This window comes from Achromobacter sp. SD115 (assembly GCF_017355315.1).
Lineage (GTDB): Bacteria > Pseudomonadota > Gammaproteobacteria > Burkholderiales > Burkholderiaceae_B > Achromobacter > Achromobacter xylosoxidans_B.
The window spans coordinates 43,571-64,376 of record NZ_JADIJM010000002.1; the positions used below are offsets into that span (position 1 = coordinate 43,571).

Genomic DNA, 20,806 nt, shown 5'->3' on the forward strand with positions numbered 1-20,806 from the left:
GAGGACCGCCGTTCCCGCCCGCTTGGGCCTGGGAACGGGGCCATGCCGGCGGGGCCGGTCAGTTCCAGCGGGCCTTGTAGAAACGCGGGAACTCGTCGCCGTCGACCGAGAAATTCAGGTCCTTGGCCTGCACGGCGTTGAGCGAGTGGTTCCACAGCGGCACCCAGTAGGCCTGGTCGGCCACGATCTTCTGGGCGGCGGCGTAGTTCTTGGCGCGCAGCTCGCGGTCCACGGAGGTGTCGGCGGTTTCCAGGTACTTGATGACTTCCGGATTGCGCGCCTGGTCATCCGGGCCGCCGCGGAAGAAGTTGCTGGTCGACAGCGCCGCGTCGGCGATGCCGTAGGAGCCCCAGTTGGACGACAGCATGGCGATCTTGCCTTCGCGCCAGTTGGTCATGGCGGTGCCGTACTGTTGTTCGACCAGGTTCAGCTTGATGCCGGCCTGCGCCATCTGCGCGGCGGCGGCGTCCAGGATGGCGCGCGGCGGCGCCGAGATCACCAGGTCCAGGGTCACGCCGTTGGGGTAGCCGGCCTGGGCCAGCAGCTGCTTGGCGCGGGCCGGGTCGAACTTGTAGGACTGCACCTCGGCGGCGCAGCCGAACTGGGCTGGGTTGCAGGCCGCATTGATGACCTTGGACGCGCCGCCGACCAAAGCCTTGCGGATGGCTTCGCGGTCGATGGCGTAGTTGATGGCCTGGCGCACTTCCTGCTTGGCCAGCGGCGACTTGCCGCCGTCAAATTGCGGGTTCAGCGAGATGTAGCTGATGCGCATGATGCTGCTGCTCTTGACCGTGACGGCGGACTGTTTTTCCATGCGCTTGGCCACGTCGGGCGGGACGCGCCAGATCCAGTCCAGGCCGCCGGAGAGCAGTTCGGCGTACTGGGTGTTGGCGTCGGGCAGCACGCGCACCACCAGCTTCTGCACGGCCGGCTTGGCGCCGAAGTAGTCTTCGAAGCGTTCATATACGTAGCGGCTGCCGGGCTGGCTTTCCACCAGGCGGTAGGGGCCGGTGCCGATGGGCTTGGCGCCCATGTCGGACTGGTTGGCCTCGTAGTACTTGCGCGGATAGATCGGCAGGTTTTCCGACAGCATCTCCAACGCCAGCGGGTAGGGCGTCTTCATCTTGATGCGCACGGTGTCGTCGGAAGCCTTCTCGGCCTTTGCGATCCAGGCGACCTGGTTCTGGAACCGTGCCTTGTAGCCTTCCGAGGACACCAGGTTCAGCGTGTACAGCACGTCGTCGATGGTCAGCAGCGAGCCGTCGTGGAACTTCACGTCCTTGCGGATGGGCAGTTCGATGGTGGTGTCGTCCACGAACTTATAGCCGGTGGCGATGGCCGGACCGAATTCGCCCGTGTCCTGGTTTTTTTGCAGCAGCCCCGAAAACACCATGCGCGCCAGCGCCAGGCCGGGGCGGTCCGATTCCTTGTAGGCGTCCAGCGTGGCGGGCGCCGCATCGAAGGCGATGTTGAGGGAGTTGTCAGCCTTGTTGGCCTGGGCGGCATGGGCGCCAAGCGCCAATAGCGCCGCGCTCAAAAGCTTCACGGTACGGGTCAGCTGCATGTTTTCACCTTGATGTGTTTTAGGTATCGGACTTACGGGTACTGCGGGTGCTGCGGAACTGCTGCGTGCGTATCGGCAGGCAAGCCGCTCCCCTTGCCGCGGGCGGCGCGTTCTGCGCCGGCGGTGCTTGCACGGTCGGTAAGGAGAGGGGCCTGGGCGTCAGGCCGGGGTTCAGGTGTTCATCGAATCATCGGATCCCAGCGCTGCCGAAGTCTTCCCGCAGGCGGGCCAGGATGCCGACCAGGTGGTCGTGCATGGCGTGGCGCGCGCGGATGGGATCGCGGTCGGAAATGGCCGCGAGGATGCGTTCGTGCTCCTGCTGGGCTTCGCTCCACACCTTGGTGGTCACGAAGTGCTCTTCAAGGCGGGTGAACACCGGGCTCAAGGTGCTGAGGTGCCAGATATGGGAGATCGCCGCGGCCAGGGCGGCGTTGCCGCAGGCCGCGCCGATCGCGCTGTGGAAGGCGCGGTCATGCACGCTCGGCGATTCGGTCAGGGACATGCCTTCGTGCGCCGCGCGGATCGCCGCGATCTGGGCCGGCGATGCCTTCTGCGCCGCCAGGGCCGCGCATTCGGGCTCCAGCAGCAAGCGGGTTTCGAGCAGGTCGAAAGGGCCGATGTCGGTCGCTTCGACGCCGTTGGCGGCGAGCGGGGCTGGCTGCGGCGACTGGTACTGGCCGTCTTCGCGCGCCTGGTTCACGAACACGCCGGTGCCCACGCGGACCTCTACATAGCCTTCGATTTCCAGCGCGATCAGCGCTTCGCGCACCGAGGCGCGGCTGACCTGCAACTGCTCGGCCAGCTCGCGCTCGGCCGGCAGCCGGCCGCCCGCAGGGAAGTCGCCCGCCTTGATGCGCGCGGCGATCTGGTCGGCAATCATGCGGTAGAGGCGGGTGGAGGCGACGGCCTGGAGAGAGGTCATTGTGGCGTTCGGGTGGATGATCGGGATGTAGAGGGTAAAGGCTCTGCCCAGGCTTGTCTTGCGTCGCACTCCCGGCATGCCTGGAGTGTCTGGATATCTGGTGGTCCAGTGGTCAGGCCACTGGACGAAATGTACCGGAGGCGATCCGGCTTGTGAACCGGGCTTTTCCATTTCTAGGGAAAACCACTAGCGCCGCATTTGCCTGCGGCCGTCGCTTGCGGCAGGCGCCCGCGGCGGGGCGCCTGCCCTGCAAGGGGTCAGGCCGAAGCCAGTCCGCCGAAGAAGCGCGAGGCGTTCGATTCCAGTCCTTCGATGTAGTAGCCGCCTTCCTGGACGATCAGGGTGGGCAGCTTCAAGCCACCGACTTCCCGACCCAGGCGTTCGAAGCCGTTCTCGCTGACGGCGACCATGGCTTGCGGGTCTTTTTCGAAGATGTCGAAGCCCAGCGACAGCACCAGGGCGTCGGGCTGGAACAGCTCGATGGCGCGGCGCGCCTGGGCCAGCTTGTCGAAGAACACCGCTTCCGGCGAACCGTGCGGCATGGGCAGGTTGATGTTGTAGCCATAGCCCGGGCCGGCGCCGCGCTCGTCCTCGTAACCGGCGACCACGGGATAGAAGTTTTCGGGGTCGCCGTGGATGGATACGTACAGCACGTCGCTGCGTTCGTAGAAGATTTCCTGGATGCCCTGGCCGTGATGCATGTCGGTGTCCAGGATGGCCACGCGGGGGTAGCGCGCGGTCAGGCGCTGCGCGGCGATGGCCGCATTGTTCAGGTAGCAGAAGCCGCCGGCCGCGTCGCGCCGCGCATGGTGGCCGGGCGGGCGGCAGATGGCGTAGGCGTGGCGTTCGCCCGCCAGCAGCGCGTCGGCGCCGGCGATGGCGCATTGCGCCGACCAGTAAGCCGAGTGCCAGGTGTGCTGGCCGACCGGGCAACTGCCGTCGGCCAGGTAGCGCGCGGCCTGGGCCAGCACGCCGCGCAGGGCGTTGGGTTCGCGCACGAAGACGTTGGAGACGACCTCGTCGCCCCAATCGTCGGGCAGCTGTTTCCAGGCCGTGTGTGCGCCTTGCAGGAACCGCAAGTAGTCGAGCGTGTGGACCGCCGAAATCGCGCCAGCGCCCTGGTCGGGCGGGGCCTGCACGTCAAAGCCCAGCTTGCGCGCGGCCTCTGCCAGCGCGTCCAGGCGCGAGGGCACTTCCTGCGGGGTGCGCATCTTGCCGCGCGAGAAATAGGTCTGCGGGTGGTGCAGTTTCTGGTCGTCGTGGAAGTATGCCTTCATGCTGGATGACACCTGGTTGGGGGTTGATGCCGCGCCGGCCGGGCTTGCTGTCCCGGGCAGACGGCCAAGACGTCGTTATACGTGGCCGCGTCCAGAAGGACAATCGGCAACACCCAGGATTCAGCGCAAGGCCGCGCGCGCGGCGGCCTCCAGGTCCGGCAGCCGCTCATCGAGCTTGCCGCGGTCCCGCGCCGCGGCGTATTGCCCCATCTGCATGCAGAGCTCGGCCACGGCGGTCTTGCCGACCATGGCGAACGCGCCCCGGATCGAATGGCATTGCTCGCGCACGCTTTGATAGTCCGCCCGCGCCAGCGCATCGCGGATCGTCGCCAGCGAGGCGCCCAGGCTGGCGTCCAGCGCGGCGAGTATGGCGGGATCCGGCTGCCGTCCGGCAGGGTCGGTGAAGGCGGAAGATTCATCGCCAAGCCCGGCCTGCGGCAGGTGCTCGCGTATCGCGCGTTGCAGCGACCGCAACGACAGGGGCTTGAGCAAGATCGCGTCAAAGTCCGCCGGGCTGCCGTGCAGTTCGTCCGGTTCCACATGCGCGGTGATGGCGATCACGGGGAGCGCGGGGCCGCGCGCGCGCAGGAACTGCGCCAGGGCGTAGCCGTTGATTTCCGGCATGGAGATATCCGTGAGCACCAGATCGTAGCGCCGCGTCCCGACCTGGCGCATCGCCGCGGCTGCGCCTTCGGCCGCGTCGGCGGCGATGCCCAGCGCGGCAAGCTGGTCCAGGATCAGCTCGCGGTTGGCGGGATGGTCGTCGACCACCAGGACGCGGACATCCCGCGCCTGGCCGCCAGAGGCGGCAGCAGCGCGGGGGGCGGCGGTGGCGGCGGGCAGCGGCGCCGGACTGGCCGGAGGCGGGCAGGCCTCCAAGGGCAACGCCACGCTGAAGATGCTGCCGCTACCGGACGAACCCACGACGGACAGCGTCCCGCCCATCATTTCCACCAGCTTCTTGCTGATCGGCAATCCCAGTCCGGAACCGCCGTAACGGCGGCTTATCGAACTGTCGGTCTGCGCGTACAGGGTGAACACGCGGGCGGCCTGCCCGGGTGTCATGCCGATGCCGGTATCGCGCACGCGCAGTTGCACGCCGCAGGCGCCGGCTGCGCCGTGGCCGGCGCCTGCGGCGGTGATTTCGACTTCGCCGGTATCGGTGAACTTCACGGCGTTGCCCACCAGATTCATCAGGACCTGGCGTATGCGTGTGGGGTCGCCGGCATAGAGCGGCGCGAGTCCGCCGCCCGGCTTGAACGACAGCCGCAAACCCTTGGCGCGGGCCGCGGGCTCGAACATGGCGATGACCTGGGCGACGATCTGCGGCAGATGGAACGGTATGCGCTCGATCGTCATCTGTCCGGATTCCATCCGCGACACGTCCAGGATGTCATTGATCAGATCGACCAGCGCGCGCGAGGCTTTGCGGACGGTGCGCAGGCGTTCCCCCTGGTCGGCGGCGGCCGGGTCCCGGTCCAGCAGCTCGAGGTGGCCCAGCACCAGGTTCAAGGGCGTGCGGATTTCGTGGCTCATGGTGGCCAGGAATACGGATTTCGCCCGGGCCGCGTCGACGGCGGCGGTCCTGGCGTCCTCGCGCTTCCTTTCGATGTCCTTGCGGGCCGTCGCATCCGAAAAACTGCACAACAGCACGTCGTCGCCGTGGTAGCGCGTTTTGACGATGTTGACCAGCAACTCGCAATCGCGGCCGTCGTCCAGCCTGAGCGTGATTTCGCGGTCGCGCTGGACCCAGGCATCGCGGTTGCCACGGGCGTGGCAGTCGCGCAGCAAGCCGGGCAGGGAGACGCCCGCGGCGGCGCGGGCGGCGTAGCGTTCCATCATGGCGTTCTGCAGCAGCACCGCGCCATTCGCGCACGACACCAGGCCCACGCCAAACTGCGCCGACGCGATGATGGAGCGGTTCATGTGTTCGCTTTCGAACACGTGTTGCGAACGGCGATACACGGGAACCAGGGCCTTGCGGTTGAACCAGCGCAGCAGCGCCCACAGCGTGGCCAGGAGCAGCACGGTCACGGTCAGATAGAGCGCCAGATGGGGCAGGAGCGCAGCCGCGACGGTATGCCAGGAATAGGCGTGCACCAGCGTCCAGCCGGTATCGAGCAGCCGCGCGCTGACGCTGAACACGCCATCTTGATAGCGTGTCCGCGGTTCTTGCCCGGCAGGCCTCCATGCGCCCGATGCCAGCGCGGCGCGCGTGGGCGCATCCTGGTCCGCAACCGGCCCGGCGCGACCGGCGTCAAGCAGGGCGCGGCCATCGGCGTCGACCAGCGCGACGGCCGTGCCCGGGGGGAGGGCTGCCAGGCGCGCCATCAGGGCGCTGACCGGATAGTCGCTCACGAAGATCATGAAGGGCTGGGTGCCGTCGAACGCGGGTTCGACCAGCTTGATCACGTTCTGCCCCGTGAGTGGATTGATCGCTGGGGCTTGCCACAGGATGCGGCGGCTGGCCGCCCATTGCGCGGCGACGCCGGGGTCCGACAAGGCGCTCAGGTCATAGGACAGCCGGCTGATGAGTTCCGCGGCGTCCGCGGCGCCCACGCGTTCCAGCAGTTGCGCAAAGTCCATGCGGGGCGCGGGCATCATGGCCAGGAAGCGCAGGTCGGGGCTGTAGCCGTAGGCCATCAGCGGCGATTTCCTTTCCTGCTGGCTGGCGGTCGCCGTGTACGCCTGCAGTTCCAGCATGCCCAGGCGGCGGGCGTGGTCTGGCGTGGCGGTATCGGCGACCGCCAGGAGCGGGGTCAGCTCCGGGCTGGCCTGCAGCTGGACCCGGCCATTGCCGGCGCGGAAGGCAGCCTCGGTTTGCGGCGTGGGCGCGGGCCGCGCCTTCCAGAGCAGTTCGGCATTGATGACGCCGCGCCGCATGGCGGTCTGCTTGCCTTCGAGATCCAGGCTCACCAGCGACTGGTGCGCGACGAGTTCCGCATGCAGCCGGGCGATGGCGGCATGCGCCGCGTTGTACAGGACCAGGCACGCCGCCACCACGATGAGGACGGACAGCACCATGCCGCCGCCGAACAGCATCACGGAGTGATAGCGGGCGAGCAGGCTGAGTTCCCTGGCATGTTGCGCGCCCGCGCTGAGCAGGTCTTGCGGCGCGCCCAGGCTGGCCGTGGCGGCGGAGTCAGGCATATCGGTCTTTCGGTAGAGGTAAAGGCGGACGCGGGTGTGTGGCGCGCGCGATGCAGAGGCGAAGAATCCCATGAAATTCCGGCCTCCGATCCGCTTTCGCGGCTATATTTGCATTTGTTTTTCAGGTTTCGGACTAGTCCTATATCTGGGGCGTTCGCACTAGGACGAGGCCGATGAATCCGCCGCCAGGCAAGACTTCAGACGGACTGCGTCGATCCGGTTCCGGATTACCGCCTGGGCACAACTACAATTGCATCGGACTGGCGTGGCGTACCGGTCATAGAGACCCTGACATGGACGAATTCAAGATCAAGGTGATGCTGGCGGACGATCATCCCGGCATGGTCGCGGGCGTGCAGCATGCGCTGGCGGAGGTGCCCACGATTGCGCTGGTGGGCGCTGCCGCCAACTCCACCGAACTGGTCGCGCTGCTGGACCGCACGCCGTGCGATGTGGTGGTGTCCGACTATTCCATGCCAGCCGGCGATTTCGGCGATGGGGCTGCTCTGTTCGGCTTCCTGCAGCGGCGCTATCCGCAGCTGAAGCTGGTGGTGCTGACCATGCTGGACAATGCGGCCGTGATGCATACGCTGGTCACGCTGGGCATAGGCGGCATCGTCAGCAAGTCCGACGCGCTGGCGCACCTGATACCCGCCATCCACGCCGCTCACACGGGCGGCAAGTACTACTCGCCCAGCGCCAACAAGGTGATCCAGGGCATAGATTGGAACCGGCGCGGCGGCAGCGCGGAGAGCGTGCTGAGCCAACGCGAGTCCGAGGTCGTGCGCTTGTATGCCTCGGGCCTCACCGTCAATGAAATTGCCGCGCGCCTGCATCGCAGCAAGAAGACCATCAGCACCCAGAAGGCGAAAGCCATGGAAAAGCTAGGCATCGAGCGCGAGGTCGACTTGTTCCGCTATGCGATGGAAAACGGCCTGACGGCCACGCTGGCCGAAGAATCCGCGTCTGCGGCGCCGCAGCCGGGTCCGCGCGCGCCGGACTGAGGCCGGCGCGTCCGCGCCTAAGCGGATGCGGGCGCCGTTGCCCTGGCGCCGGACGGGCTTTCCGCTGCGCCGGCGCTGATCAATCCCGATTCGATGCCATAGCGCAGCAGTTCGATGTCGCGCTCCAGGCCCAGCTTCAACATGGCGGTGCCTTTCTGCGTGCTGATGGTCTTCTTGCTGCGATGCAGGCGCGCGGCGATTTCATTGATCGTCAGGCCCGACACGAACAGCCGCACCACCTCCAGCTCGCGCCGGGTCAGCATGTGGATGCCGTAGTCGCCGCGGTCCAGGGCATGGGCCAACTCGGAGATCCGCGGGGAAAGATAGCGGCCGTTGGCGTGGGCGCCATGGATCGCCGGCAACAGGTGATTCAATGAATCGGATTTGCTCAGGATGGCCGGGACGCCCAGGTTCAATAGCGAATGCACGATGCCGGGGCTCTCCAGCATGGTGAGCACCACGATCTTCAGATCGGGATGGCGCTGCCGGATCAGGCCGAACAGCGTGATGCCGTCGCCGAAATGGCCGCCTGGCATCGAATAGTCGGAAATCAGGACGTCGCAGTCTTGCCGGACGAGCATCTCCATCAACTCGGTCGAGTTGCGGGCGGCTCCGATCACCGAGACGGTGCTGCTGGCCGAGAGCGTGTGCTGGACGCCGGCGCGCACGGCGGGGTGGTCGTCGGCGACCACGATGCGCAGGTTGAGTGGTTTCATGATGGAATAGGAATGGAGCAGGCTGGGCGGGAACGCCAGGCGCTTCGAGACGGCGCAGGACAGACTGTATGGTCACAGCACCCGCCCGGTAAGCAGCCTGGTCCTATTGCGCACACCACCCGGATAGGACTAATCCTATTCTTGTTGCGAGTCTGGACGGGTCAGACGGTTCAAGCGGGCTGGCCACCCGGTGTGCCGTTGTCGCCGGGCCTGCGCCTGGCCAGCGCCGCCGCCGCCGATTGTTCGAACTCATCCAGCGCACTTGCCAGCGCCTGACTGCGCTGGCCGCGCGCCATGTCTTCCATTTGCGCGCACAGGTCCGCCAGCGCCGTCTCGTGAATCATGGCGAAGGCGCCGCGCAGGGAGTGCAGATGGGCCGGCGTCTGGACTGGCGCGCCGGGATGGTTCTCGCCCTGCGCCGCGAGTTCCTGGCGTATCGCCGCCAGCGACTGGCGCAGCGACACGGCCAGCGCCTCGTGGACGCGCGCGGGCAGGGGACCCTGGGCGATTTCGTCCCTGGGACCCGGTGCCGAGGCAGGCGCGGCGCCAGCGCGCAGCAGGCGCCGGATCGCCTGGTCCAGCTTGCCCAGCAGCAAGGGTTTGACCAGCACCGCGTCGATGCCGGCATCGCGGCACTGCTGGTGCTCCTGGGCGCCGACATGGGCCGTGTAGGCGATGATGGGCACCTGCGCGCCCTGCGCGCGCAGACAGCGCGCCACGGCGTAGCCGTCCATGCCGGGCATGTTCACGTCCGTGATCACCAGGTCGTAGGCCTGCTCCATGTAGCGTCCCAGGGCGGCGCTGCCGTCCTCGGCCAGGTCCGCCTGGTAGCCCAGCGTTTCGAGTTGCATTTTCATCAGTTCGCGGTTGGCGGGATTGTCGTCCGCCACCAGGATGCGGGCCGCGACGGGACGGTCTTGGTCCCCGGCTGCGATATCGTCGGCGGCAGGGGCGTTCCGGACTTCGGCGGGCGCGGCGCGCAGGGGCAGGGTCACCACGAAGGTGCTGCCTTGCTGCGGCGCGCTGGTGACGGCGATGCCGCCGCGCATCAGCGCCGCCAGCCGGCCGCACAGCGCCAGGCCGAGCCCGGTGCCGCCATAGCGCCGGGCGATGGAGGAATCCGCCTGCGAAAACGGCCGGAACAGCGTGGCCTGCTGCGCCGGGGTCATGCCTATGCCGGTGTCGCTGACGCCGATCACGACGGGCGTGTCCGGGGCATTGTCGTCCTGGCGATAGACCTCCAGCAGCACGTCCCCGCGCGAAGTGAACTTGATGGCGTTGCCCACCAGGTTGAACATGATCTGGCGGATGCGGGTAGGATCGCCCAGATAGCGGGGGGCAAGGCCGTCGTCGATGATGCAATCCAGCTCCAGCCCCTTGGCCTGCGCTGCCGGGGTGAACACTGCGATGACCTGGCGGGCAGCCTCGGCCAGGTCGAAGGGAATCGACTCCACGCTCATCTGGCCGGATTCGACCTTGGAGAAGTCCAGAATGTCGTTGATGATGTCCAGCAGCGTGGCCGAGGAGGATGTCACCGCGCGCAGGCGTTCGCTCTGCGCGGCCGAGAGGCCGGAGCGCTCCAGCAGTTCGAGGTTGCCCAGGATGGCGTTGAGCGGCGTGCGGATCTCGTGGCTCATGGTGGCCAGGAACGCGGACTTGGCCTGGTTCGCGGTATCCGCCGCGACGCGGGCCTCGTCCAGTTTCTGTTCCAGCTGCTTGCGGGCGGTAATGTCGGTGAAGTTGCAGAGCAGCACGTCCACGCCCTGGTACTTGGTCCGCACCGCGTTCACCAGCAAGTCGCTGTGGCTGCCGTCGGCGCGCGCGAACGGCAGTTCCAGGTCGGCATGCCAGATCGCGGCGTCCGGCGCGCCGCCATACAGGGCAAGCAGGCGCGCATGCAAGGACGGGGCGCCGGGCGCGCTGTTGGCGGCATAGCTCTGCATGACCTCGTTCTGCAGCAGGACTTCGCCGCTGTTCAGCGACAGCAGCGCCAGGCCGGAGGGCGCGGTGGCCACCATGGTGCGGTTCAGGTTCTCGCTTTCGAATATGCGCTGCGAGCGGGCATAGCCTGGCTTGAACACCTTGCGGTCCAGCAACAGCAGGACCGACCAGACGAACGCGACCATGAGCAACGCTGCGGCGCTGTAGCCGGCCAGGCGGGGCCACAGATCCGCGACGATGGTGCGCCATGAAAAGGCGTACGTCAGGTTCCAGCCGGATTCCGAGACCTGGTCGCTCAGGACGAACAGGCCATCTCGGTAGCGCAGTTCCCCCGGCTTGGCGGGCGTCTGCTGCGAGAAGCGCAGGATCCGCTCTGTCAGCTGCGCGTCCTGCCCGTCCATGCCGTAGGGCAGCAGTTGCCTGCCATCCCTGTCGATGATGAGGGCGGCCTCTTCGTAGCGCGTCGTGGTGAGGTAGGCGTTCAGCGTTTCGGCCGGGTAGATGGCGACGAATATGGCGAATATCCTGCCCTGGCTGCTGGCCGCCTGATACAGCCGCAAGGACAGCTTGCGGGTAAGCGGGTCGTTGGCCGGGGGCAGCCAGCGCGGACCGCCGGCCTCGATCAGGCGCTGCTGGACTTCGGGCGAGTCCAGGTCGCCGAGGTCGGGGGCGATCGCCTGGATCAGTTCGGGGACGTCTTTCACGCCCACCCGCGCCAGCGGGTCCACGGTCTCGGACATGGGTCCCACGCCGAGGAAGCTGCGGTCGGGGCTGTAGAAGAAGCCGCTGACCGACAGCGCCTTGGCATAGGCCGCGGCCGAATAGCTGATTTCGTCGGTCAGGTGCAGATAGGGCAGGTAGGCCGCGGCAGGCCGGCCGGGTCCGACCTCGGCCAGCGCCACGACCGGCGGGAAGTTGGGATTGCGCTGGAATTCCATGCGGCCTTGCTGCCGTGCAAAGGTTTGCACCAGGTCTGGCGCTGCGGCGGACATGCGCACGGGCCAGGCGTATTCCTCGTGCGCCAAGCCGATGCGGAAGGCGCCTTCGCGCACGCCCAGCGCCGTTTGCAGCAGCGTTTTCCGTATGACAAAACCGGCATAGCGTTCCGCGACGTAGTCCTTGGCCTGCGCATACAGCATGACGCCGGTGACCGCCAGCAGAACCAGTGTGGTCACCGCGCCGCCGACATACAGCAGGGCGCGCTGGTAGCGGTTCAGGATGCTGATGGCGCTGCGGGACGGCCGGTCGGCCGCCTCGGGCTCAGGGTTGCCTGGAGTGTGCGCGGCCATGCTGGGTTCGGCTCCGCCGGGATGGGTGACGCCATGATAGAGCCAAATGGGCCGCGATCCGCAAAATAGGACTTGGCTGATTTCCGTTCCGGTCCGCGGGTGGAACAATGAATTCATCGGCAGTCCGCTGCCTTGCCTTCCGCCTGCAGGCGCCTCGCCGCAGCGCCACGGGCCCTCCGTTCATCGGGAACATCATGCTCAAATCCGCCCTGATTGTCGATCAAGACGAACTCCAACGTTGCACGTTGGCGCGGATGCTGGGCAAGATCGGCGTGCCCGAGGTGGCAATGGCGCATGACGGCGCGTCTGCGGTGGCGGCGATCCGGCAGCGGCAATGGGACTTGGTGATCGTCGATCTCGACATGGCTGACCGCACCGGGCTGCAGATGATCGATGCGCTGGCCGATGCCGGCGGTTGCGGCGGCATCGCCATCGCCAGCAGCCATCCATCGCGCATCCTGCAGGCCGCGGCAAGCTACGCCAGGAACCGCGGCGTGCCCATCATCGCCGCTCTGGGCAAACCCCTGGAAGCGGCCTGCCTGATCTCCGTGATCGAATCGCTGGCCCGCTCGGCGTTGGCCAACGGAGCGGCCACGCTGCGCGCCGCGGCAGAGAGCAGCGGCGCGGTCCTGGCCGGCCTGACCCGGAAACGCCTGCTGCGCGCCCTGGCGCAGCGCGAAATCACGGCGCATTTCCAGCCGCAACATTGCGCGACGACCGGCGAACTGCGCGGCGCCGAAACGCTGGCCCGCTGGGCCGGAAATGATGGCGCGATGGTGCCTCCCGCGGCGTTTCTGCCGGCCTTCGAGGCTGCCGGCTTGCTCGAACCCCTGACCGGCTACATGCTGACGCGCGCCTTCGAGGCGCAACGCGAACTGGGCAGCCGACCGGATTGCGTCATCGGCATCAACGTGCCGGCGGTTGTCGCCAGCTCCATCAGCTGGGCCCAGGACGTGGCCGACCGCGCCGAACACGCGGGCGTGGAACCAGGGCGCATCGTCATCGAAATCACTGAGGACGGCGGCGCGCGCTCCAACGGGGCGCTGGCCGGCGCCATCACGCAATTGCGCCTGCGCGGGTTCAGTTGCGCGATCGACGACTTCGGCACCGGCGATTCCTCGCTCGACCGTCTGCTGTGCGCACCCTTCGACGAACTGAAGATCGACCGCGACCTGATCGCCCGCGCCGGCCGGCAGGGCCATGCCCAGAGCATCCTGGCTTGCACCATCGAAATGGCGCGGTCGCTGGACATGACAGTGGTGGCCGAGGGCATCGAAACCCACGAAGAGCACGAGATGGTGCGCGCATTGGGGGTGCAGGTGACGCAAGGCTATTTCCACGGCCGGCCGATGCCGCTGGACGCGTTCCGCCAATACGCGCTCAGCCAGGGCGTGATCGGACACGGAATCCTGAGGCAGTACGCGAACGCCTAAACCAGCACCACCAGTACTGCCAGGCACAACAGCAGGCCGAAGGCCGCCAGCGCATACGGCAGCAGCTGCACATACACGCCGCGCTCTTCTCCGCGGCCATGGGCCAGCCCGGCCGCGATCGACATCCGCACCGGCGAGAATATCCCCATGGACGTGCCGGACACATGCAGCAGCGCGGCCGCGGCCGGCACGCTCAGGCCCGCGTTCAAGGCCAGCGACAGCTGCGCCGGCATGAACAGGCTGTTGGGCGCGTTGCCGCTATTGGCCAGGATGCCGAATACGCCTGCCAGCACCGGCGTGATCAGGATGGTCCAGTCCTTCAGGCTTGCGAACAGGCCGTCGGCGTAGGCTTGCGAGATGCCCGCGCCCGCCAGCACTTCGGCCATCATGGCGAACAGGAATACGGAGTACACGGCGTGGCGTCCGGTGCTCCAGGCCGCGCGCGCCTGGGTGGCGAGCAGGCCGCGCTGGCGGCTTACGGCCGCCATCAGCAAGGCGCCGACGATCAGCCAGCTGCCCGCATGCAGCATGGGCATCCAGCCTAGCAGGTCCACAAACGGACTGAACGCCGCCAGTCCGCCCAGGCCGCTGTTCAGGCCCGGCAGCAGGCGCGTGGCGACCAGCCATGCAATCATCAGGATGTAGGGCAGGGCCTTGCGCGCCGCGGCCATCATGCGGGGCTGGTCCGGCCGGCGGTCCAGCAGGAAGCGCAGCACGATGAGCGGACCATAGGCCGACAGCAGCGCGGTTTCCGGTCCCAGCAGCGCCGTCGCGGCGCTGAGCGCGGCTAGGCTCGCCATCATCCATGCGGCCTCGCGTACATGCTCGGCGGGCTCGGCCCGCAAGCCCGCGCGTCTTGCGGTGCGCCAGTACAGCAGCATCCACAGCACGGTCAGCAAGGCCACCGGCACCATGCCGTACAGCGCCAGCTGCGTGGCCGGGACACGCGCATAGGCCGAGGCCAGCAGCGTGCCGCTGCCCATGGCGCCCCAGGGAATCAGGGTCTGGCTCAGCAGCGCGAACACCATGGTCTCGCGCGGCTTGAGGTCCAGCGGCCGGATCAGCAACACCGTTCCCAGCATGCCCACGCCAAAGCCGGTGGCCGACTCGGCGAAGGGGCCGACCAGGAAACAGGCGAAGAACAGCAGCCGGCGGCGCGCCAGCGGATGGGCCAGCGCGGTCTTGCCGCCGTCCGCCGCCTCGCGTGTCGCGCGTCCTTGCGCCGCCATGTTCCAGAACAGCAGTCCGCCCAGGATGTATGGGGTGATGATCCAGCCTATCCAGAGACCCCGTTCCAGCGCCAGCCCGAGCTGGCCGGCGCCAAAAGACGCGGGCGCCGTGTACAGCGCGATCGGTACGGCGGCAAGCAGGCCCAGGACGGCGGCGGCGGTGGTGTTCAGGCGTCCGCTGGCAATGGCGCCGATGACGGCCAGGGCGGGTATGGACCACAGGAGGTACATCATGGATCGAGCGTCTGCATGGCGGAGTCCGGGGTGTGGCGTAGCGCGTAGCAGTGTATGCCGGTAGCGCGACGGCGCCGGCTCATGCCTGCCTGATTGCAGGGTCTTTTGGAAGGTGCGGCAACCGTACGCTGCGTCCTGCGTCTGGAACGCAGGACGATGATAAAAATGCCGCAACCTGCTGGGGCAGGTTCAGAAATCCAGCGTGGCGTGCGGCCAGCGCTTCTGTGCCACCAGCTCGCGGGCGACCTGGCGCAGGATATCGACCACCGCCTTGGTGGCGCGCGAGGCCGGCCGGTCCGATGGGTGGGCCAGTATGCGGCGCAGGCTGAGGCCTTCGATCGGCTGGGCGGACAGGCGGCCTTCCTCGATGTCTTCCAGCACGGTCGCGGCGAAATGCACGGTCACGCCGACCTTTTCCCTGATGAGGCGTTTGGCGACTTCCATGGTTTCCACTTCCACCACCGGATTCAGATGCACGCCCGCGTGCGCCGCCTGGGCCTCGAGCTCGAGCCGCACGCCGGACTTGGCCAGGCCGGTCATCACCAGGGGCAGCTCGGCCAGGTCCCGTACGCCGATCCTGGCGGGCCGCGTCTTGCGCGGCGTGGGCGGGCCGATGAGACACATGCCTTCGGTCAGGAAGGGATAGGTGAGCAGGTTGGCGACGGGAACCGGACCATTGAGCACGGCCAGGTCCACCTGGCCCTTGAGCAGCATCTCGTGCAAGGCGGGAGAGAAGGCTTGAACGAAGCGCAGCCGGACTTCCGGCAGCTGTTCATGCACCGCGCGGGTCAGGGGCACGGCCAGCGTCATGGCGAGTCCGGGGGAAATGCCGATGACGATGGGGCCGCTGGGATGGCGTTGCAGGGCCGACATGTCCTGCTTGAGCTGTTCGGCGTAGCGCAGCAGGAAGGAGGCGCGTTCCAGCAGGAAGGCGGCTTCCTCGGTGGGGGACGCGCCGCGCGAGTGGCGCACGAAGAGCTGCACGCCGAGCTCTTCCTCGAGCAGCTGGATCTGGCGCGTGAGCGCGGGCTGCGCCACGTGCAGGACGCTTGCGGCCCGGCCGAAATGCCTCTGATGGGCCAGAACGACAAAGTAGCGGAGTTGCCGCAGATCCATTTCTGTCCGTGCTCCCAGTACCAGAACGAGTCATAACAAAATTATATGAGAGTGGTAAGAAAATGGTAGTGGACGCTGTATGGAGCAGGGCTTTAACTTGCATCAGCCGCGAGAAAAGCGCAGCGAAATCTCTGTTTGAAGCCCATCTAAAAAAGGAATGACATGGATATCAACGTCCAGGAAATGGAAGCCACCCGCATCGCGCGCTGGGGCAAGGTCGAGCCCTACCGCGAGACCTTCATCGAAAGCCGCCTGCCGGGCATGAAGAAGAACATCTACAAGATCATGAACCGCGGCGTGCTGGAGAACAAAGGCGTGGAGCCGGCCATTCCCGGCAACCACCGTTTTGGCGTGACCTTCATTGAAATCCCCGTGGGACAGGGCGCCAGCCTGCATGCCCACAAGACCGAGGAAGTCTTCTGCCCGCTGAACGGCCAGATGGAAGTGATCTGGGGCGAGAAGGGCGAACACTCGGTCATGCTGAACCAGTGGGACGTGATTTCCTGCCCCATCGGCGTGATGCGCGGATTCCGCAATCCCAACCCGCATGCCCTGGTGGTGTATTCCGTGGTCGGCGGCACCGATGAGGAATGCGGCCGCATCGCCTGGCATCCGGACGTGGTGCGGGCTGCCGAGAACACCGGCCTGGTTTACGGCACGGACGGCTTCCTGAAGGAAAAAGCGGACAGCTGATGTCCGCGGATGGCGTGCGCCAGTTTTCGGGTGGCGCCATCAATCAGAAAAAGAACATCGAGGAGATCATGGAATGAGCGATGCCAACGGCCTGTCCCGGCTGATAGCGAGACGACGCGTGCTGCGGGCTGTCGCCTGTACCGGCGCGCTTTGCGCGGTCCCCGCGATGGGCCAGGCCAAGCAGATCGTTCCCTTCTTCGGCAGGAGTTCGCGCAAGCCGGTGCGCCTGGTGGTGCCGTTTGCGGCTGGCGGCACTACGGATATCGTCGCGCGCCTGCTGGCCGCGCACCTGCCCGCCTACCTGGGCCAGACCGTGATCGTCGAGAACCGTCCGGGCGCCGGCGGCAATATCGGCGTCGCCTCGGTCGCGAAGGCGGACCCGGATGGCGGCACGCTGCTGCTGGTGTCCTCCTCGTTCGTCACCAATCCGGCCATCGCCCGGGAGCGGCCCGCCTACGACCCCATGCGCGACTTTGCGCCGGTCAGCCTGGCGGTCAGCTCGCCGGACGTCATCGTGGTGCGCGCCGAAAGCGGCTTGGCCACGCTCAAGGACCTGCTGGACGCTGCGGCCCGCAGCCCCGGCACGCTCACGTACGCCACGCCGGGCAACGGCAACAGCGTGCATCTGGCGGCCGAACTGCTGTGGCGGCGCGCGGGCGTAACAGCCCTGCACGTGCCGTACTCGGGCGCCGCGCCCGCCGTGGTGGCTGCACTGGGCGGCCAGGTCGACTGCGCGTTCTCCGCGCTGCCCGCGGCTCAAGCCTTTCTTGCGGAAGGCAAGCTCAGGGCCTTGGCGGTGGGCGGAGAAGAGCGCTGGCCGGCGCTCTCCAGCGTGCCGACGATTGCGCAAGCCGGGTTCGCGGACTTCCGCTCCGAAACGATCCAGGCGCTGTTCGCGCCGGCGGGCACCCCGGCCGCCACGGTGGAGCGCGTCAACAAGGCGGTGGCCGAAGTGCTGGGCAAGGCACCCGTCCGCAAGCAATTGGACGGACTTGGATTCCGTGTGGTGGCCAGTTCCGCCGCGGAACTGCAGGCACGGGTGGCGCAGGAAGTCCCCAAATGGGCAGCCGTTGCATCCCAGGCCGGCATATCGGCCGACTGAAGCGCGGCCCGCAAATTTCAATAGTCAGACTACAGGGTTGAACGTATATGAGTCATGCCAATTCCTCCACGCAGACGCGCGCTGCCGGCGAGCCGCGCGCCATTCCCGCCACGCCGCAAGCGCTGCTGGCAGCCGTACTGGCGGCCAACCAGGCGCAGGATCCGCGCACCCGCGAAGTCCTGGATTCTTTGATCCGCCACCTGCACGCGTTCGCGGCGGACGTGAAGCTGAGCTACGAGGAACTGCACCAGGGCCTGGATTTCATGGTGCGGGTGGGGCAGGCCACCAATCCGCTGCGGCACGAAGGCATATTGCTGGCCGACATCCTGGGCGTGGCCACGCTGGTGTTGCTGATGGACGCCGAGGGCGTGCTCGAGGCCGGCGGCACCGAGCCTGCGCTGATCGGGCCATTCTGGCGCGCAAACCAGCCCATACTCGAGAACGGCGCGACGATCGCCTCCGAAGATACGACGGGGGAGCGGCTGCTGGTGTCCGGCCGCATCTGTACGCTTGACGGCAAGCCGCTGGCGGGAGCCCGCCTGGAAACCTGGCAAGCCGCGCCCAGCGGCCTCTACGAGAACCAGGATCCGCACCAGGAAGACATGAACCTGCGGGCCGTGTTCCTGAGCGACGAGGACGGCCGCTTCTGGTTCGACAGCGTCAAGCCGGCCGGTTACGGGGTACCCATCGATGGCCCTTGCGGCGACCTGCTGGCCGTGCAGCAGCGCAACCACATGCGGCCCGCGCACCTGCACTTCATTGCGTCGGCCCCCGGCCATAAAGTCCTCACCACGCAGATCTTCGACGCCAATGACGCCTACGCCTACAGCGACGCGGCGTTCGGTGCGGTCGGCTCGCTGTTGCGGAAGTTCGAGCCCTCGGGCGATGGCAGCTATCGCCTGGAGGTGGAGCTCAAGCTCGAACCGGGCGAAACCCGCATGCCCAAGCCGCCGCTTTCCTGATTGCGCCTTTCCCCATCAGTCCTCAACCCCGGCGCGGCTTGCCGCGCCCAGGGCAGCCTTTGCCCACCACAACCAGAATCCAGAGACAGACATGAGCCAGAAAACCCAAGCCCTGCGCGTGATCGAACGCGTCTCCGCCGTCGCCGACCTGCAGCCGACCCTGGTCGACATATCCGTACCGCAGGCACCCGAAGGCCACGCCGTGGTGGAAGTCAGCGCCGCCGGGATCAATCCCAGCGACGTCAAGGCTGCGATGGGCATGATGCCTTACGCCATCTGGCCGCGCACGCCGGGGCGCGATTACGCGGGCAAGGTGATCGCCGGCCCCGGGGAATGGATCGGGCAGGAAGTCTGGGGCACGGGCGGCGACCTGGGCATTACGCGCGACGGCACCCACGCGCGCTACCTGCTGCTGCCGGTTGCGGCGCTGGTGCGCAGGCCCGCGCACATACCCGCCGCCAGCGCGGCCATGGCGGGCGTGCCTTTCGTCACCGCCTACGAAGGCTTGCGCCGCGCCGGCCTGTCCGGCGCGGGCCAGACGGTGGTGGTGTTCGGCTCGAACGGCAAGGTCGGGCAGGCCGCCATCCAACTAGCCAGCCGCGTCGGCGCCAGGGTGATCGGCGTGGAGCGCGGCGGCGAAGGCTATGTCGGCCACGCGATGTCGGGCGTGTCGGTCATCGATGGCAGCCGCGACGGGATCGCCCAGCGCGTCATGGAACTGACCGGCCAGGCGGGCGCCGACATTGCCTACAACACGGTGGGCTCGCCGTACTTCGCCGCGGCGCTGGAATCGCTCAAGGTGGGCGGCCGGCAGATCGTCATTTCCACGCCTGACCGCAACGTGCCTTTCGACATCCAGGCCTTCTACCGCCGCGACCTGCAGCTGATCGGCGTGGACAGCCTGAAGCTGGACTCGGCCCGTTGCGCCGCGGTGTTCCGCGAGCTGCTGCCCGGCTTCGAGGACGGCAGCCTGCAGTCCTTTCCCGTGAACCCGGACGCCGTGGTGCCGCTGGCGCAGGCCCGCGAGGCCTACATCAAGGTGCTGGAGGGCGCGCAGGACAGGCCTGTGCTCGCGCCCTGATCCCCCGCAAGTCTTATCTGGCCGATCGCCTGTCCGTCCTTGGCGATCGGCTTTTTTTCGCGCAGCAGAAGAACATCAGGAGACAAATCATGACACTGCATCGCAGGCATTTCCTTCAATACGCGACCGCGCTGGCCGGCACGGTGGGGCTGAGTTCCACGCTGCTGGCGCAGTCGGACTATCCGGTGCGCCCCATCAGGATGGTGGTGCCGTTCACGGCGGGATCGACCACCGACGTCATAGGCAGGACGGTGGCCGAGCAGCTGGAGAAAAAGCTCGGCCAGCCGGTGGTGGTGGAGAACCGGCCCGGCGCGGGCGGCGTGCTGGGCGCCACCATGGTGGCCGGCGCCGCGGCCGATGGCTACACCGTGCTGGTGCATTCCGCCGCCCATGTGGCGAACCAGTCGCTCTACGCCAACCTCAAATACGACACGCTCAAGGACTTCGCGCCCGTGACCATGCTGGCGTCGATGCCGAACGTGATCGTCGCATCGAACGCGCGCAACTTCACATCGCTGAAGGACCTGGTGGAGCGTGCCCGCGCCGAACCCGACCAGTACACCTACGGCTCGTCCGGCAGCGGCAGCGGCGCCCACATCGCCGGAGAGAAGTTCCGGGCGGCGACCGGCATCCAGGCGATCCACGTGCCATACCGTGGCACGCCGGAGGCGGTCAATGACGTGATCGCCGGCCGGGTGGACTGGTTCTTCCTGCCGCTGCCGCTGGCGCTGCCCATGGTCAAGGCCGGCAAGTTGACCGCCTTGGCGATCAGCGCCGACAGCCGTTCGCCGGCGCTGCCGGACGTGCCCACGACGGCGGAAGCGGGCTACCGCGGCGTGGATCAGCAGTTCTGGGTGGCCATGTTCGCGCCGGCCGCGACGCCGCCGGCGGTCCTGGCCAAGCTGCATGCCGGCACCGAACAGGCGCTGCGCTCGGAGACCACGCGCGAACGCTTCGAGAACCTGGGGGCCGAGCCCGCGCCGATGCCGCAGCAGCAATTCGCCGAGCTGATCAGCCGCGAAATGGAAAGCACCGGCAGCCTGATCCGCGGCGCTGGCATACGCGTAGGCAACTGAGGCAGGGGGAAGGGGGG

General features: G+C 67.4%; 15 protein-coding genes. 7 read left to right on the top strand and 8 right to left on the bottom strand.

From position 1 onward, the window contains the following. Positions 1-58: 58 nt before the first annotated feature. The 4 genes from IPU70_RS02575 to IPU70_RS02590 all read right to left on the bottom strand — a co-directional run bounded on the left by IPU70_RS02575 (position 59) and on the right by IPU70_RS02590 (position 6,913). Positions 59-1,564: an ABC transporter substrate-binding protein gene (locus IPU70_RS02575; protein WP_207464693.1), complete on the bottom strand. Its 1,506-nt coding sequence runs from the start codon at positions 1,562-1,564 to the stop codon at positions 59-61. 187 nt (positions 1,565-1,751) lie between these two features. Further along, positions 1,752-2,486, bottom strand: a complete 735-nt coding sequence (locus IPU70_RS02580; protein ID WP_207464696.1) for a FadR/GntR family transcriptional regulator — start codon at positions 2,484-2,486, stop codon at positions 1,752-1,754. A 257-nt stretch (positions 2,487-2,743) separates the two neighbouring features. Continuing rightward, positions 2,744-3,763, bottom strand: a complete 1,020-nt coding sequence (locus IPU70_RS02585) for a histone deacetylase family protein (protein ID WP_207464698.1) — start codon at positions 3,761-3,763, stop codon at positions 2,744-2,746. 120 nt (positions 3,764-3,883) lie between these two features. Then, entirely contained in the window at positions 3,884-6,913 is a 3,030-nt protein-coding gene (locus IPU70_RS02590) for an ATP-binding protein (RefSeq protein ID WP_207464700.1), read from the bottom strand. 293 nt (positions 6,914-7,206) lie between these two features. On the opposite strand from IPU70_RS02590, the gene IPU70_RS02595 reads away from it, so the two are divergent. Next, a complete protein-coding gene (locus IPU70_RS02595) occupies positions 7,207-7,917 on the top strand; it encodes a response regulator transcription factor (protein ID WP_207464702.1) in 711 nt (236 codons plus the stop codon). 17 nt (positions 7,918-7,934) lie between these two features. Here the strand turns inward: IPU70_RS02595 and IPU70_RS02600 are convergent, their stop codons facing one another. Together IPU70_RS02600 and IPU70_RS02605 are read right to left on the bottom strand one after the other, a co-directional pair. Beyond that, the gene (locus tag IPU70_RS02600) at positions 7,935-8,633 is read right to left on the bottom strand and encodes a response regulator transcription factor (RefSeq protein WP_207464704.1); all 699 of its coding nucleotides are present in this window, start codon (positions 8,631-8,633) and stop codon (positions 7,935-7,937) included. 170 nt (positions 8,634-8,803) lie between these two features. Next, positions 8,804-11,863, bottom strand: coding sequence for a hybrid sensor histidine kinase/response regulator (locus tag IPU70_RS02605; RefSeq protein WP_242702288.1), 3,060 nt, complete (start codon positions 11,861-11,863; stop codon positions 8,804-8,806). Between the two features lie 194 nt (positions 11,864-12,057). Between IPU70_RS02605 and IPU70_RS02610 the strand changes: the two genes are divergently transcribed. Further along, positions 12,058-13,296, top strand: coding sequence for an EAL domain-containing protein (locus tag IPU70_RS02610; protein ID WP_207464706.1), 1,239 nt, complete (start codon positions 12,058-12,060; stop codon positions 13,294-13,296). Here IPU70_RS02610 and IPU70_RS02615 read toward each other — a convergent pair. Together IPU70_RS02615 and IPU70_RS02620 are read right to left on the bottom strand one after the other, a co-directional pair. Beyond that, positions 13,293-14,759 (bottom strand): hypothetical protein, encoded by a 1,467-nt coding sequence (locus IPU70_RS02615; RefSeq protein ID WP_207464707.1) that lies wholly within the window; start codon positions 14,757-14,759, stop codon positions 13,293-13,295. The genes IPU70_RS02610 and IPU70_RS02615 overlap by 4 nt on opposite strands. A 189-nt stretch (positions 14,760-14,948) precedes the next feature. Then, positions 14,949-15,875: a LysR family transcriptional regulator gene (locus IPU70_RS02620; RefSeq protein ID WP_207464709.1), complete on the bottom strand. Its 927-nt coding sequence runs from the start codon at positions 15,873-15,875 to the stop codon at positions 14,949-14,951. 162 nt (positions 15,876-16,037) lie between these two features. On the opposite strand from IPU70_RS02620, the gene IPU70_RS02625 reads away from it, so the two are divergent. The 5 genes from IPU70_RS02625 to IPU70_RS02645 all read left to right on the top strand — a co-directional run bounded on the left by IPU70_RS02625 (position 16,038) and on the right by IPU70_RS02645 (position 20,789). Next, the gene (locus tag IPU70_RS02625; RefSeq protein WP_013393743.1) at positions 16,038-16,568 is read left to right on the top strand and encodes a cupin; all 531 of its coding nucleotides are present in this window, start codon (positions 16,038-16,040) and stop codon (positions 16,566-16,568) included. A 73-nt stretch (positions 16,569-16,641) separates the two neighbouring features. Beyond that, on the top strand, positions 16,642-17,670 hold the full coding sequence (locus tag IPU70_RS02630) for a tripartite tricarboxylate transporter substrate binding protein (protein WP_207464711.1): 1,029 nt from the start codon (positions 16,642-16,644) through the stop codon (positions 17,668-17,670). Between the two features lie 47 nt (positions 17,671-17,717). Continuing rightward, complete coding sequence (locus IPU70_RS02635) at positions 17,718-18,632, top strand: dioxygenase (RefSeq protein WP_207464713.1); 915 nt, start codon at positions 17,718-17,720, stop codon at positions 18,630-18,632. Positions 18,633-18,723: 91 nt separating this feature from the next. Continuing rightward, positions 18,724-19,713, top strand: a complete 990-nt coding sequence (locus IPU70_RS02640) for a zinc-binding alcohol dehydrogenase family protein (RefSeq protein WP_207464715.1) — start codon at positions 18,724-18,726, stop codon at positions 19,711-19,713. Positions 19,714-19,802: 89 nt separating this feature from the next. After that, positions 19,803-20,789, top strand: a complete 987-nt coding sequence (locus IPU70_RS02645; protein ID WP_207464718.1) for a tripartite tricarboxylate transporter substrate binding protein — start codon at positions 19,803-19,805, stop codon at positions 20,787-20,789. The last annotated feature ends 17 nt before the right edge of the window (positions 20,790-20,806 follow it).